General features: G+C 70.4%; 11 protein-coding genes. 6 read left to right on the plus strand and 5 right to left on the minus strand.

The window, feature by feature from the left end; genetic code table 11:
• Positions 1–61 precede the first annotated feature (61 nt).
• A complete protein-coding gene (mftE, locus tag LTT66_RS26870) occupies positions 62–763 on the plus strand; it encodes a mycofactocin biosynthesis peptidyl-dipeptidase MftE (protein ID WP_195067430.1) in 702 nt (233 codons plus the stop codon).
• Positions 760–1,983, plus strand: a complete 1,224-nt coding sequence (gene mftD, locus LTT66_RS26875) for a pre-mycofactocin synthase MftD (RefSeq protein ID WP_233061207.1) — start codon at positions 760–762, stop codon at positions 1,981–1,983. Before mftE ends, mftD begins: the two co-directional genes overlap by 4 nt.
• A 4-nt stretch (positions 1,984–1,987) precedes the next feature.
• Here the strand turns inward: mftD and LTT66_RS26880 are convergent, their stop codons facing one another.
• Positions 1,988–2,458: a MarR family winged helix-turn-helix transcriptional regulator gene (locus LTT66_RS26880; RefSeq protein ID WP_233061209.1), complete on the minus strand. Its 471-nt coding sequence runs from the start codon at positions 2,456–2,458 to the stop codon at positions 1,988–1,990.
• 268 nt (positions 2,459–2,726) lie between these two features.
• Here LTT66_RS26880 and LTT66_RS26885 point away from each other — a divergent pair, with 268 nt between their 5' ends.
• From LTT66_RS26885 to LTT66_RS26895, 3 genes are all read left to right on the plus strand, one after another.
• A complete protein-coding gene (locus tag LTT66_RS26885) occupies positions 2,727–4,403 on the plus strand; it encodes a fumarate hydratase (RefSeq protein WP_233061211.1) in 1,677 nt (558 codons plus the stop codon).
• A 143-nt stretch (positions 4,404–4,546) separates the two neighbouring features.
• Positions 4,547–5,005: a hypothetical protein gene (locus tag LTT66_RS26890; protein ID WP_233061214.1), complete on the plus strand. Its 459-nt coding sequence runs from the start codon at positions 4,547–4,549 to the stop codon at positions 5,003–5,005.
• 764 nt (positions 5,006–5,769) lie between these two features.
• Positions 5,770–6,264: a M15 family metallopeptidase gene (locus LTT66_RS26895; RefSeq protein ID WP_408638870.1), complete on the plus strand. Its 495-nt coding sequence runs from the start codon at positions 5,770–5,772 to the stop codon at positions 6,262–6,264.
• 20 nt (positions 6,265–6,284) lie between these two features.
• Here the strand turns inward: LTT66_RS26895 and LTT66_RS26900 are convergent, their stop codons facing one another.
• A complete protein-coding gene (locus tag LTT66_RS26900; RefSeq protein ID WP_233061218.1) occupies positions 6,285–7,055 on the minus strand; it encodes an SDR family NAD(P)-dependent oxidoreductase in 771 nt (256 codons plus the stop codon).
• Between the two features lie 82 nt (positions 7,056–7,137).
• Here LTT66_RS26900 and LTT66_RS26905 point away from each other — a divergent pair, with 82 nt between their 5' ends.
• Positions 7,138–7,452: an ArsR/SmtB family transcription factor gene (locus tag LTT66_RS26905; protein WP_233061220.1), complete on the plus strand. Its 315-nt coding sequence runs from the start codon at positions 7,138–7,140 to the stop codon at positions 7,450–7,452.
• Between the two features lie 47 nt (positions 7,453–7,499).
• Here LTT66_RS26905 and LTT66_RS26910 read toward each other — a convergent pair whose 3' ends face one another.
• Genes LTT66_RS26910 through LTT66_RS26920 form a run of 3 tightly spaced genes read right to left on the minus strand, consistent with a single transcriptional unit; the run spans position 7,500 to position 14,776 of the window.
• On the minus strand, positions 7,500–11,690 hold the full coding sequence (locus LTT66_RS26910) for a TIGR02680 family protein (RefSeq protein WP_233061221.1): 4,191 nt from the start codon (positions 11,688–11,690) through the stop codon (positions 7,500–7,502).
• Positions 11,691–11,693: 3 nt separating this feature from the next.
• Positions 11,694–13,109, minus strand: coding sequence for a TIGR02678 family protein (locus LTT66_RS26915; RefSeq protein ID WP_233061223.1), 1,416 nt, complete (start codon positions 13,107–13,109; stop codon positions 11,694–11,696).
• On the minus strand, positions 13,109–14,776 hold the full coding sequence (locus tag LTT66_RS26920) for a TIGR02677 family protein (RefSeq protein WP_408638871.1): 1,668 nt from the start codon (positions 14,774–14,776) through the stop codon (positions 13,109–13,111). Before LTT66_RS26920 ends, LTT66_RS26915 begins: the two co-directional genes overlap by 1 nt.
• Between the last annotated feature and the right edge of the window lie 39 nt (positions 14,777–14,815).

The following is a 14,815-nucleotide window of genomic DNA, read 5'->3' on the forward strand; positions in this document are numbered from 1 at the left end:
TGATTGTGCTCGGCCGACCAGCGCCCTTGATTATGTCAGTGACTGACGATAATGTCGCGGCATGTTGGCGGATCTCACCTGGCCCGAGGCGGGCGCGCGCGCCACCGCGGGTGCGATCCTGGCCGTCGCGGTCGGGGCCACCGAGCAGCACGGCCCCCATCTGCCGCTGTCCACCGACACCGACGTCGCCACGGCGTTGTGCGCCCGCCTGGCCGCGGCGCGGCGGGAGGTGCTCGTCGGCCCGGCGATCCCGTACGGCGCCAGCGGCGAGCACGCGGGCTTTCCGGGCACGCTGTCGATCGGGCAGGCGGCGCTGGAACTGCTGGTGGTCGAGCTGTGCCGGTCGGCGACCGACACCTTCGACCGCGTCCTGCTGGTCAACTGGCACGGCGGCAACATCGAACCGCTGCGCCGGGCGCGGGATCTGCTGCGCTCCGAGTCACGTGACGTGCGCCTGTACCTGCCGCGCTTCGACGGCGACCCGCACGCGGGCCGGTCGGAGACGGCACTGCAACTGGCGCTGGCGCCCGAGCGCGTGCGGGGCGACCGCGCCGCGGCGGGGGACACCCGCCCGCTGGCCGAACTGCTGCCGTTGCTGCGGGCGGGCGGAGTGCGCGCGGTGAGCGCCAACGGCGTACTGGGTGACCCGTCGGGCGCGACCGCCGCCGAGGGCGCGGCCCTGCTCGATCACCTGAGCACCGACCTGATCGACCGAACCCGGCTCTGGTGGCCGGAGAACTCCCCGGAAAGGACCGGAACATGAACCCGTGGTTCGAGACCGTCGCCGAAGCGCAGCGGCGGGCGAAGAAGCGGCTGCCGAAATCGGTGTACGGCGCGTTGATCGCCGGCTCCGAGCGCGGGCAGACCATCGAGGACAATCAGAAGGCATTCACCGAACTGGGTTTCGCGCCGCACGTGGCGGGCCCGATCGGCGAGCGAGACCAGTCGACGACCGTACTCGGACAGCAGCTTTCGATGCCGGTGCTGATCTCGCCGACCGGTGTGCAGGCGGTGCACCCCGACGGTGAGGTCGCCGTCGCCAGGGCCGCCGCCGCGCGCGGCATCGCGATGGGCCTGAGTTCGTTCGCCAGCAAGCCGATCGAAGAGGTGATCGCGGCCAACCCCGCGACGTTCTTCCAGCTGTACTGGTGCGGCGGCAAGGACGAGATCGCGCAGCGGATGCGCCGTGCCAAGGAGGCGGGCGCGGTCGGGTTGATCCTGACGCTCGACTGGTCGTTCTCGCACGGGCGCGACTGGGGGAGTCCGGTCATCCCGGAGAAGCTCGATCTGCGCACGATGCTGAAGTTCGCGCCGCAGACCCTGGCGCGCCCGAAGTGGCTGGCGACCTATGCGCGGTCGGGCAGCATTCCCGACCTGACCGCGCCGAACATGGCTGTCGGCGATGGGCAGGCGCCCGGGTTCTTCGGCGCATACGGCGAGTGGATGGGCACGCCCGCGCCGGACTGGGCGGACGTGCGGTGGATCTGCGAGCAATGGGACGGTCCGGTCATGCTCAAAGGCGTGATGCGGGTCGACGACGCGCACCGTGCGGTCGACGCGGGCGTCGCCGCGATCTCGGTGTCCAACCACGGCGGCAACAACCTCGACGGCACCCCGGCCGCGATCCGCGCGCTGCCGGTGATCGCCGACGCGGTGGGTTCGCAGATCGAGGTGGTGCTCGACGGCGGCATCCGGCGCGGCAGCGACGTGGTGAAAGCGGTGGCCCTGGGTGCCCGGGCGGTCATGATCGGGCGCGCCTACCTGTGGGGACTCGCCGCGAACGGGCAGGCCGGGGTCGAGAACGTGCTGGACATCCTGCGCGGCGGCATCGACTCGGCGCTGCTGGGCTTGCGCAAGACGCGCGTCACCGAGCTGGACCGTTCGGACTTGGTGGTGCCCGCCGGGTTCGAGCGAGCGCTCGGCGTGCCCGAAGCGTCCGGTGCCGCAAGCGCTCCCGCCGATCACGCGGCCACGCCCGCCTGAGCGATCAGCTCTCCGCCGCCGGTCGCCGGTGGTGCGCGAGCAGGGTGTCGTAGATATCGGCCAGGGCGGCCAGCTGCTGGCGATCGAGGATGTCGATCATGTGCCTGCGCACGCTCTCCACGTGCGCGGGCGCGGCGCCGGTCAGCACGTCGGCGCCGCGCGGGGTGAGCTTGGCGGCGGTGCGGCGCGCGTCGTCGGGGATCGGCTCGCGCACGACGAGGTCCCGTTTCTCCATCCGGGTGATCTGGTGGGAGAGCCGGCTCTGCGACCACTCCAGCTTGGCCGCGAGTTCGGCGAAAGTGAGCCGGTGGTCCGGCGTCTCGGCCAGATAGGCCAGCACCGAGTATTCGACGTAGGTGAGGTCGGACTCCCTGGTGGAATCCCGCCCGACCGCCGCGGCGATGATGTCGCGGGTGCGCACGAACCCCAACCAGGCGCGCATCTCGACGTCATCGAGCCAATGGGGATCGGTCACGATAGCGCTCCAAACTCTGACGTGTCCCGAACGTTCCGCGTCCCGCCGTGCGGCGCGCGAACAGTGTGCGCGCGGAGGGACCCGGACACGGGCGTTTTCTCAGAGATGAGAGGTAGCATCACCGGGGTTGAACGTGCAACCTTTCGGACCGACTGTCCGAGATAGGGTTGCCTAACCAGTAGTGGCGCGTACGGCGGTGGCTAGGCTCGCTGTGCTCGTGACCAGCCCGGCCGTCCTGTGTTCGGGCCCATCCAAAGGAGTGCGACTGGTGACCGCGCCGGACTTCCGCTATTCAGATCTGCTGCCGACCGGCGCGGACGACACCCCATACCGGCTGCTCACCACCGAGGGCGTCAGCACTTTCGAGCACAACGGGCGCAGGTTCCTGCAGGTCGAGCCCGAGGCGCTGCGGTTGCTGACGGAAACGGCGATGCACGACATCAGCCACTTTCTGCGCCCGGCGCATCTGGGTCAGTTGCGCAAGATCATCGACGACCCGGAGTCCAGCGGCAACGATCGCTTCGTCGCGCTCGATCTGCTCAAGAACGTCAACATCTCCGCGGGTGGCGTCCTGCCGATGTGCCAGGACACCGGCACCGCGATCGTCATGGGCAAGAAGTCCGAAGGTGTGCTCACCGGAGCCGACGACGCGGAGTGGATCAGCCGGGGCGTGTTCGACGCCTACACCAAGCTGAACCTGCGCTACTCGCAGCTGGCGCCCATCACCATGTGGGAGGAGAAGAACACCGGTTCCAACCTGCCCGCACAGGTCGAGCTGTACTCCACCGCGGGCGATCCGGCGAACCCGTCCTACAAGTTCCTGTTCATGGCCAAGGGCGGCGGTTCGGCGAACAAGTCGTTCCTGTACCAGGAGACCAAGGCCATCCTGAATCCCACGCGGATGCTGGAATTCCTGGACGAGAAGATCCGCTCGCTCGGCACCGCCGCGTGCCCGCCGTACCACCTCGCGGTGGTCATCGGCGGCACCAGCGCCGAGTTCGCCTTGAAGACCGCGAAATACGCCTCCGCGCACTACCTGGACAATTTGCCCACCGAGGGATCGTTGTCCGCGCACGCCTTCCGCGACCTGGAACTGGAGGAGGAGGTCTTCAAGCTGACCCAGTCCTTCGGCATCGGCGCGCAGTTCGGCGGCAAGTACTTCTGCCATGACGTGCGGGTCGTGCGCCTGCCCCGGCACGGCGCCAGCTGCCCGGTCGCCATCGCGGTCTCCTGCTCGGCGGACCGGCAGGCGCTGGCCAAGATCACCGCCGAGGGCGTGTTCCTGGAGCAGCTCGAGCGCGAGCCCGCCCAATACCTGCCCGAGCAGACCGACGCCATTCTCGGTGGCGACGTGGTGCGGGTCGACCTGAACCGGCCGATGGACGAGATCCGCGCCGAGCTGTCCAAATACCCGGTGAAGACCAGGCTTTCGCTGACCGGTCCGCTGGTGGTCGCGCGCGACATCGCGCACGCCAAGATCAAGGAGCGGCTCGACGCCGGTGAGCCGATGCCGGACTATCTGCGCGAGATGGCCGTCTACTACGCGGGCCCGGCCAAGACGCCGGAGGGCTACGCGTCCGGTTCCTTCGGCCCGACCACCGCGGGCCGGATGGACTCCTACGTCGACCAGTTCCAGGCCGCGGGCGGCTCGTTCGTCATGCTCGCCAAGGGCAACCGGTCCGCGCAGGTCACCAAGGCGTGCAAGGAACACGGCGGCTTCTACCTCGGTTCGATCGGCGGACCGGCCGCCCGGCTGGCGCTGGACTGCATCAAGTCGGTCGAGGTGCTCGAATACCCCGAGCTGGGCATGGAAGCGGTGTGGAAGATCGAGGTCGAAGATTTTCCCGCGTTCATCGTCGTGGACGACAAGGGCAACGACTTCTTCGCCGAAACGCAGAAGCCGATCGCGCTGCGCGTGCGTACCCGCTCCACGGAGCGCGTCTGAGCCTTCCTCGACCGGCATGCGGCAGGCCGCGGACACGTCGATGTCCTGCCGATCACCGGGGCTTCGATGTCGTCGCAGCGGGCACGCTTAGCGGAGTACACCGTTGATTCCGGCACCGATGCAGGTCGAGGGGAGCTATGAGCATGTCCAGACCAGTACCGACGGCGTTGTGTATCACCGAGTCGGCCGCCATCCGGTTGGCCGGTCGCGCTGCCCGGGAGGGAACCAGCTGTACCGCACTGCTCGATCGGCTGATCCACGAGGGCGTCGACCAGCTCGACCACCCGGGGATCGTCTTCCGCGGTCCGCTCGACGACCGCCGCGCCGCGCTGGCCGCGGGGCCGGAGGTCTGGGAAGTCGTTGCGCGCCTGCGCGAATTGGGCGGCCCGGTGGACAGCCGGATCGCCGTGCTCAGCGCGAAGTCGGACCTGAACGCGAGCAAGATCAGGGTGGCGCTCGCCTACGCCCGGGCGCACGGTGACGAGATCCTGGAGCGGATCGCGCGCAATAGGCAAGCGGCGGAGTCGATTCACCGCAGCGGCGTTCGGGTGGCTGCCGCGCGGCTGGGTCCGAGCGCACTGGACGGTCCGCCGTCCGCGTGATTCAGTCGGAATGTCCGATGCGGCCGGTCTTCACATAGCTGGGGAGGGAATGTGAAATTCCCTACACCTGTGGATAGCCCACTCGACTCGCGGGCGGCTGTCGGCACGAGCCGATAGCCGCCCGCAGTGCGTGTGCGGCTCGATACCGCTCGCTGCCCTTGGCTCGCAGTGCAATTCGGCCGGGTGCGCCCTCGCGTCGTGACCGGTCTCCCGGCGTTGCGACATACCGGCCGAAATGGACGAATCTGGCCCGTAGCAACGTCGATTCGATCGCGAATCGCCCAAATTCCCCGTCGATCCGGGCAATCCGGGAGTGGTAGCCACCAAGGCCGCACTGTGATCCACAGCACTGGAATAGATTGTGGACAGGCGGTTTTCCATGTGGCGCGAAATATTTGCTGCATCAGGACAATTGGGTGCATATCGGGCATGCGATGTCAGTATTATCCCAAGCTGTGGAGTTCTCTGTGGAATTCGCTGAATGTTGTCCACACGCTGGGGGCTGCCTGTGGAGCCGGGGCGTGACGGGTCGTAGAGCTGGCGGACCGTAGACCGGGGAGCAGGCGACCATGTGTCTATCGCGATGTCACGCCCTGACCCCGGAGGCCGGGAGGGGTGCGGTGACGTGGTGGCGTTGCCTGGTGGCGCAGCGGGAGCGGCCGTCGTCGGCGCCGAGCGCGGGCTCCGATCGGGGCATACCCGGCATAGGTGACCGCAGGCGATAGCATCGCCGCATGGTGCTCGAGAATGCTGGGCGGAGTCGGATGGTGGCGGCGCTATCGGTGGCGGTGCTTCCCGCGCTGGTCGCGACCGGTGTGCTGGCAGGGGAGGCGCAGGCGGACGTCGTGGTCGTCGATCAACGGGAATCGGTGGGCTCGGCGACGGGCACGGAGGGGCTCGATCCCGCGCTGGCCTTGGCGTACACCCTCGCCGAACGCGAGGCGCGCGCCCAAGGGGTGCCACTGTCCATCACGTCCGGATACCGCACGCCCGCCGAGCAGCAGGCGCTGTGGGAGGACGGTGTGGCGACCTACGGTCCGGATGACGCGCGTCGCTGGGTGCTGCCGCCGGAGGAGTCCACCCATGTGTCCGGGCAGGCGATCGACGTCGGCCCGCAGCAGGGTGCGCGCTGGCTCGAGGTGAACGGCAACCGTTGGGGGCTGTGCCGGACATTCGAAAACGAATGGTGGCATTTCGAGTTGGCCACCGTCCCGGGTACGAACTGCCCGCCGATGAAGCCGGACGCGAGTGTGCGCTGACCGCACCGGCAGGCCGGGCGCTAGACCATGGGGTCCGGAATGGCGGTGATCAGCCCGCCGTCGACGAGCAGGTCCTGCCCGTTGACATAGGACGCCTCGCCGGATGCGAGAAAGGCGACGGCGTCGGCCACGTTCTCGGCGGTGCCGACGCGCCCCGCCGCCACCGTGGCGCTGATCGCGGCCTGCGCTTCGGCCGAGACGTTCGCGCGGAACGACGGTGTCGCGATGTAGCCCGGGCTGACGGAATTGACCCGGATGCGCCGGGGCGCCAGCTCGGCGGCGAGGCTGCGCGCCAAGTTGTGCACCGCCGCCTTGGTCGCCGAGTACAGCGATGCGCCGGGCACCCCGCGATGCAGTGCCCAGGAGGCGTTGACGACGATCGCCCCGTGATCCGCCACGAGGGGGAGGGTCTTCTGGATGGTGAAGAACACGCCTTTGAAGTTGGTATCCACCACACGGTCGAACTCGGCTTCGGTGATGGTCTCGGTCGGTTGGAACGCCGCGATGCCCGCATTCGCGAAGACGACATCCAGCCTGCCGTGCCGCTGCGTCACGGCGGCGACGAGAGCGTCGAGGTCGCCGAGATCGGCCGCGTCGCCGGCCACCGCGAGCACGCGGTCGGCGTCGCCCAGTTCTTCGGCCGCGGCCTCGAGGCGGCTCTTGTCGCGCCCGGTGATGACGACGTGCGCGCCCTCGGTGAGCAGCCGTCGTGCGGTGGCCGAGCCCATGCCGCTGGACCCACCGGTGATCAGTGCGATCTTGCCGTCGAAGCGGTCGCTGCCGACGCCCACGAGAACCTCCCGAACGATTCGATTGTACGAATAAATACGTACAGTTCGACTATACGCCGACCCTGGCGCTAGCCTGGTCGGTGTGATCGCGGCACATCCCGAGCGAGCGCAGATCCGGTTGACCAATGTGCTCACCGCACTGGGCAACCCGCTGCGCCTGCGGGTGGTGCGGATACTGGCCGACGGCGGCGAGCACACCTGCGGCTCGGTGTTGCCGGAGGTGGCCAAGTCGAATCTGACCCACCACTGGCGGGTGCTGCGCGACGCCGGGGTCATCTGGCAGCGCCCCTCCGGACGAGAACTGCTGCTGTCGTTGCGCCGCGACGACCTCGAAGCCCGCTTCCCCGGCCTGCTGGACACCTTGCTCGACGCCGCCCGCCGGGAACCCGCGGACTGAACCGTCGCGCGACCCGGTGCCGTCTTCCGCGCGGCGATGCCGGACGGCTACGTCACCGGCGTGAGTTCCAGCCCGCCCTCGATCGTGCTGGGCACCCGTCGGCGATCGGGGGAGCCGAGTGCGGTGGTCAGATCGGTTCCCTCGTGTTCGGCGAGCAGGTCGCCGCTGTCCCAGACCAGCAGGGTCGCGCTGACGGTGTTCTCCGCCGCCGCGTGCGCCAGGTCGTAGTGCGCGCACGCCGGGACGTGCGGATAGGTGATCCACAGGTCGTAGCCGGTCATGAACAGGTCGAGGTCGAACTGCACGCTCAGCCCGAGCAATTCGCTGCGGCCGTTGTCGTCCACGCCCGCGAACGCCTCGTCCAGCGCCAGCAGGCGCGGGGCCTGCGGATCGGCCGAATCGAGCATGACGTGGGCCGCGGCGAACAGCGGCAGGTGCAGCGACACCGACTGCTCGCCGCCCGACAGCGCGCTGTGCCTGGCGACGGTGAGCTTGTCCTCGCTGCCGTCGGCGGAGATCAAGGTGAACGAGAACACCCGCCAGGTGCGGTAGTCCAGGGTCGCCGCGAGAATCTCGGGGTAGGAGCGTTCCGGATGCGCGGCGCGGGCCGCCCGGATCTCGGCGGCGAAGTGCGCCCGGATCGCGGCCAGATCCTCCGCGGTCAGCGCCGAGGCATCCCGGTCGAGCAGCTTGCACATCGCGCGCGCCGCGTCGGACAGACTGTCGGCGAGCACCCAGTGCACGCCGATCGTGTTGCCCGAGGACATGCGCCGCTGCTTCATCTCCGCGCCCATTCTGGCGATGAGATCGCGGGCGTCGCTGGTGCGTTCGTGGATCTGCTGGGCCAGGCCGGTCAGCAGGGCGTCCTCCAGGATGCGCCGCTCGGCGTCGGTGAGGAGCAGTTCCTGGTCACGGCGTGCGGCGTCGATGCGGGCGGCGAAGTCGGCAAGCGCGGACACGCCGTGCTCGTCGTGCACCTGCACGACGGTGAGACCGTCGGCGGCGTCCCACTGCAGCCGGTAATCGCGGCCGGACCGGGACAGCGCGGCGTCGAATTCCTGCAGCGCACCGGTCACCGCGGTGCGGGTGGTCTTGCGCGTCGCCTCGCTCGCGCGCACCGATGCCGTGGCCGTGGCGAGACTGTCGAACAGCGCGGCGACTTCGTCGGGTAGCACCCGCGGTGGCGCATCCGGTCCCGCCGTCGAGATCCGGTACAGCAGTTGCTCGGGCGTCGACCACGCGGCGTCGCTGGTGGGCCAGCGTCCGTCGGCGGGCGCGCCGAGCAGCGTGAGCAGATCCGGCCGGGCATACGGGGCAAGGGCTTTCACCTCGGCCAGCACCTCGGTGAGCGCGGTGGCGAGGGACTCGTGCGCGGTGCGGTAGGCGGCTTCGGCGTCACCGACCGCCTCGATGGCCTCGTTGGCGGCCTTGCGCGCGGCTTTCTGCTCGGCCTTGGTCGCCTCGATCCGCTGCCGGGCCTGCTCCAATTCCCGATCGATGTCCGCCGCGCCCGCACCGAGCGCCTCGCGCAGGGTTTCGAGCTTGCGCACCTGTTCCTGGTAACCGGATCGCGCGGCCTCGGCCTCTTCGGCGAACGCCTCGGCCAGGTCGGCCGCCTCGGTCGAACGGTCCTCGGCTTCGCGTTCGCGCTCCCGTTCTCGTTCGTGATCGCCGCGCAGCCGCAGCAGTGTCGCGCCGGTGTTCTCGAAGTGCCGGATGGCCGCGGCGAGGGCGTCGATCTCGCGCGCGCTGCGCGGCATGCGGTGCGCCGTGGCGGCCGCGCGCAGCTTCTTCTCCGCGACGGACATCTCCGCGACCGCCTGGTCGAGATCGCGTTCGGCCTGGGCTGCGGCCTCCGCGCGCGACCGCAGCACGCCCGCGGCCTCGGCGACGGCGCGCAACGCGGTGGTCACCGCGGCGGGGCGCGGAAGCGCTTTGGCGGCGGCGGTGATTCGCGCGAGTGCGGCGGTGGCATCGGCTTCCTGCTGTTCGGCGGCGCGCAGCTCCTCCTCCGCTGAGCTCAGGGCGGCGGTCAGTTCGGCCGCGCGGATCTCGCGGCGCCTGGCCCGCGCGGTGGCGCCGATGAACTCGGCTTCGGCCTTGCGGTGCCTGCCCACCTGCACGCCTTGCCGGAACGCCCCGTCCGCCGCGATGGCCACCGCGCCGCTCGATTCGCCCGGGTGCTCGTGCAGGGCGATGGAGGCGAGTACGTCGGCGACGACCTGCCTGGGCACGGCCAGGGTGTCCGAATCGTCCTCGACGACAAGCACGTCGGCGAGGGTACGACCGGCCGGTCGGTCCGGCGCGGGCAGCGGCACCAGGAATTGGTCGGATCGGTAGTCCGGCGGCAGTTCGCCGACCGGGCAGACCCAGCCGTCGAGCAGATTCGCGGCGTGCAAAGCGGCCTCGATGCCTGCCGCGGCCTCGGGGGTCACGTCGTCGGCGAAGCGCACCAGCCGCCACAGTGCGGCGCCGGGCAGGTCCCCGGTCCGGCCGTCGCGGCCGGCGAATACCGGTGGCGCGTCGTCTCGCCGAGTGGTGACCCGTTCGCGTTCGGTGGTCAGTTCACCGATGCGCGCGGCGGTGGCAGCCGCACGGGCGCGCGCCTCTTGGCGCCGCGTGCGGATCTCCTCGAGCAAGGGGTCGGCGCGCTCACTCAGCACCTCGGCGACCGTCGGCGCATCCGAACCGGCTTCGGCGAGAGCCGCGTTCAGCGTCTCGAACAGGCCGCCGCGCACGGGAGCGTAGACCTCGCGGTACTCGTCCCACCAGGCGCGCAGCGCGGCCGCGACCTCGGAGCGGGTCAGCGCGACCGCCGCCTCGGCGTGCGCGACCTCCGCCGCGGCCGCGTCGCGCAGTTCACCGGCGCGCTCGGCGAGCCGCTCGGCCCTGGCGCGTTCTGCGGCTGCGCTGTCCACCGACGCCAGCGCCGCGCGGACCGCGCGCACGTCGGCGTCGCGCTCCTCGGCGTGCCCGCGCACCGCCGCGGTGAGCTGATCGGCTCGCGCCCCGGCAGGCAGCGGCGTCCACGCGATCCCCGCCTCCTCGGCCGCGTCGCGCAGGTCGTCCTCGCCGCGGGCGAGTGCGGCGGCGGCGGTGCGCACCGCGGTTCGCGCCCGCTCGGCCTCCTCGGTGCGCTGGTCCAGGGTCTGGCGGGCCTTGAGCGCCTTGTCGGCGTGCACGCCCGCCGAGGTCTCCAGGCGCCGCACCGCGTCGGCCAGGTCGTCGAGCTGCTGTTTGCCCTCGTAGGCGCTGGAACGCTGGAGATTCTCCCGATCGGCGAGGGCCTGCTCGTAGGCGCGGTCGGCGTCCTCGGCCCTGGCCTCGGCGGCGGCGCGCTCGGTCTCCCTGCGCTCGCGCAGCGCGGTGGCGGCGAACAACGCGGTACCGGCGTGGGTCACCGCGTCGAGCCGCGCACGCACCTGGTCGACGTCCGTCTTGGCCTGCACCGCAAGGTATCTGCGGTACACGTCGACGAAAGCCCTGGTCGCGGTGTCGGCATGCACCAAACCCTCCAGGGTGCGGCCCACCTCCTCCATATCGCTGAACGACCGCGCGGCGTCCAGGAGCAGCTGCTCGTCGAGCGGGCGCAGGCCGTCGGTGAGCGCCTGCGACAGGCCGCGCGGGTCGAGGTTCTTGGCCAGCTGCGGGCGGCGCAGCGTGAGGATGAGGTTGATCAACTGGTCGTAGCGCTGCGCGCCGAGACCGAACATGCGCGCGTCGATGGCGTTGCGGTAGTCCACCGGCCGGTCGACGATCGAATCGGTGCCGATCTGCTCGGCGAGCTGTTTGCGGGTCAACGGCCGGTCGTCCGGACCGATCAGGGAGAAGTCGACACCGACCCGCCCGTCGGCGACGAAATACCAGCGGGTCACCTTGTCCGAGGACCGGGTGGCGCGCATGCCGATGCCGACGGTGACCGCCTCGGGGTCGTCCCAGCGACCGCGGGCGAACTCCATCCAGACATAGGAGTAGGCCGAGTCCTGCTTGCGATAGAGCAGGTTCGACTTCATCGTGCGTTCCTCACCGGCGAACGGGTTGAGCCTGCGCGGCTCGATCCGTCCGTCCAGCACGAAGGGGAACAGCACCTCGAGCGCTTTGGTCTTGCCCGAGCCGTTCGGGCCGCGCAGGACCAATCTGCCGTCGGCGAAACAGAACTCCTGGTCGCGGTAGTCCCACAGGTTGACGATCCCCGCGCGGGTCGGGGTGAACCGCACTCCGCCGTGAATGAGCGACATGCCTCAGTTCCCTTCCGTCCCGGTGCCGTAGGTGTCGGCCGCGATGACGAACAATTCCGCGGCCCGCTTGGTGCGGACCGTGACGACCGCGCCACGGTAGCGAGCCAGTGCGGGCAGCACGAGCAGTCCGTCGTCGACCATCCGCACCAGCCGCAGCCGCTCCAGCAGTGCCACCACCTCGGTGGTCAGGCGCGCGACGTCGGCCTGCCACTGCGCGGCGAAAGTGGCGCCGTAGCGATCGGCCAGCGCCTGCACCGTTTCACGCAGCCAAGCACGATCGATCAGCGGGTAGCCGGACGGAGCCGGTGGGTGCGCCGATTCCCGGCTGTCGTCCGGCGGATCGAACTCGTCCGCGGAGTAATCCAGCGCACGCAGCTCGGCCAGCGGTGCGAACACGGTGGACTCGGGAATGGCCTCGTCGAGCCGGTCGGCGAGGGCCTCGCCCGCGTCCGGGCCTGCGGGGCGCCGCGGCAGTGGATGGTCGATATCCAGCACGCGGTCGGCGATCTCGCCCGCCAGCAGCAACGCGACCTGCGCGAGGGTGCCGGTCCCGGGGAACCGCACGTCCGACAACCGCCCCGAGGTGTCGATCAGCGCTACTCCCTCGGCACGGCGCTCGGCGCGCAGCCCCGTGAACAGCTCGACATCCGCGACGACCCGGTCCTGGGCCAGCACGGGGCGCTCTTCGGGTGCGAGATCCTCGACGTACACCACCGGCTGTTCGACCAGTGCCCTGCGCACCCGGCGCGCCCTCTCGGCGGTGCTCGTCGCGTGCGCGGAAACCCCGGTGACCGTGGGCTCTTCGGCGAGCAGCCCGCGGACCGTGTGCAGATGCTGCAATGCCCGCGGCGGCCGGAACAGCGCGAAGACCACCGGCCGGTCTATGTCGTAGAGCGCTTCACCGGCTTCCGGATCGCTGGCCCAGCCGCCGGCGTCGCCGTCGGCCAAGGTGAGCGCGCCGCGCACGGTCAGCCAGCCCACCGCGTCGACGAACGCGTCGCGGTCGGCGGCCCGGTCGGTGGCGAGTTCGAGGCCGTCCACCCGGCCCGCGTAGGCGGCGACCTGATCGGCGAGCTCGGACAGCGTGATCTGGTCCCCAGCGCGCCCCAGCGCGGCGAGCGCCAGGGCGAGATAGGCGTAGCGGCGGCGGTCGAAGACGCGCTCGGCGGGCGTGCGCGCGGGCCTGCCCGCGTCGAGGCGGTCGGGCACCGGGAATACTCGCGCGGTGGTCTCGGTGACTTCGAGCCGATAACCGAACAATTCGGCGAGGTCCTCGCGCAGCTCGGTGGCCCAGCGGCGGATCAGCGGCAGCGCGATCCGGTCCGGGTAGGTGCGGGTCACCAGATGATTGGCCAGGATGACGCGTGCGGCACGCTGGTAGTTGTCCAGTGCGAGCGGGTCGATCGTGCGTGCGTGCATCAGCCGCGCTCCCCGCGCGGTTGCGGCCGTGTCCTGCTCGTCGTCTCGATCTTCAGCGACCGGTTGTTCAGGCGCAACAGACCGCGCGTGGTGCGCACGACGGTCGGGCCCTCGTGCTCGGACACCGTCAGGGTGACGCCGCTGTCGGTGCCGGTGGTGCCCGCCACCCGGCCGCGCACCGGAACCCACGCGGTGGACGCGGCGTCCAGCAGCCGCAGCAGTACTTCGGTTTCCCGCTCGTCCAGGACCCGTTCGTGCAGGTCGCCCGAAGCCAGCGACCTGGCGGCCTCGGCGCGCGCCCGCTGCGCGTCCAACTGCGCTTCGCGCAGGCGGCGGATGCCCGCGTCGTTGCGATGGATGCGCGCGGGCGCTCCCGCCGAGGGCGGGCGGCCGGTCTCGGCGAGCGTGCGGGAGATCTCCAACGGCGGTGCGTCCCACCAAGATCGAATTGCCGGAATCACGTCGGCGTCCGGGTGCTCCATCGCCAGATGCCGCGGCTTGCCCAGCCCGAACACCACGTCGAACAGCGCGTGGGCGCTGTCCACCGTCGGCGCCGCGGTGAACCAGCCGGCCAGATGCCGCAGCGCCGATTCGCGGCTGACCCCGCCGCGCCGCGTCTCGGTGACCCGCCGCAGCAGCGAGAGGACCGCGGCGATGGCGCTCATGGTGGCCTCGCGCAGCCGCTCGGCTTCCGTCGCCTGCGCCGACTCACCGCTGCCTGCCATGACGAACCAGGTCCGCAGTCCGTCCCACCTGGCCTGCCAATCCGACCGGCGTTCCTCGATGCTCAGCAGGACCCGTTCGTCGCTGCGCGCCGCCCTGGCGATCAGGTCGTCGGCTCCGGTCTCCTCGATCTCGGCGATCGCGGCTGCCAGCCGCGGCGTGAACCGGGCCAGATCGAGGCTGAATTCCCGCATGTGCGCCAGCAGCGCGTCCTTGTGCGCGAGAAACGATTCGGGAGTGATCTCGGTGGTGCGGACCAGATCGCCGAGTCCCAGATAGAAGTGCGCGGCACGGGCGGCCAGGTCGGACAACGCGGTGTCGAGGCGGCGCAGGGTGCGGTAGACGCGTTCGGCGTCGCCGGCCCGGTTGGCCTCGGCCAGGGTGTGCAGATCGGCCAGCAGTTCCGGCAACACCAGTCGTGACAGCGAGGCATCATCGAGGCGGGCGTTCAGCACACCGGCAACCGCCCGGTATGCCTGAAATCCCGCCTGGGAGAACTGGTACACGTAGTGCCGGTTACGATACTCGGCCAGCGTGGCCGCGCGGGTTCCGTCGTAACTGCGCTCCAGCACACCCCACTGGTGGAGCTGGTCGAGCAACGGACCGATCTCGGCGGCGGTCAGCCGTGGCGCCGTGACACCGGTGATCGTGTCCGGAGAGCGTTCCGGCACATCGGTTTCCGGGTGCCGTCCGTCGCCTTCGTGCGGATTCGGAGAGGGTGTGCGCGATTCGGTCGTGTGCGCTACGCCTGCCTGGGTCGCGACCGGTTGGTTTGTGCCGAGCAGATCGGGCGTACGCAGCGTGGCTCCGTTGCGTTCGATCCACTCCGCGACGTCGTCCGCGTGCAGCAACACCACGTACGCCGCCCGCGCGCTGTCGAACGCGCGCAGCACCCAGAGGTAGTCGGCGCGCCGCTCGGCGGTGGCGAAGGAGAACAGCCGCAGCCGGTCGTCCCAGCGGGTATCGGCACAGCCGTCATCGGA

It is taken from the genome of Nocardia gipuzkoensis, assembly GCF_021183645.1.
Classification (GTDB): Bacteria; Actinomycetota; Actinomycetes; order Mycobacteriales; family Mycobacteriaceae; genus Nocardia; species Nocardia abscessus.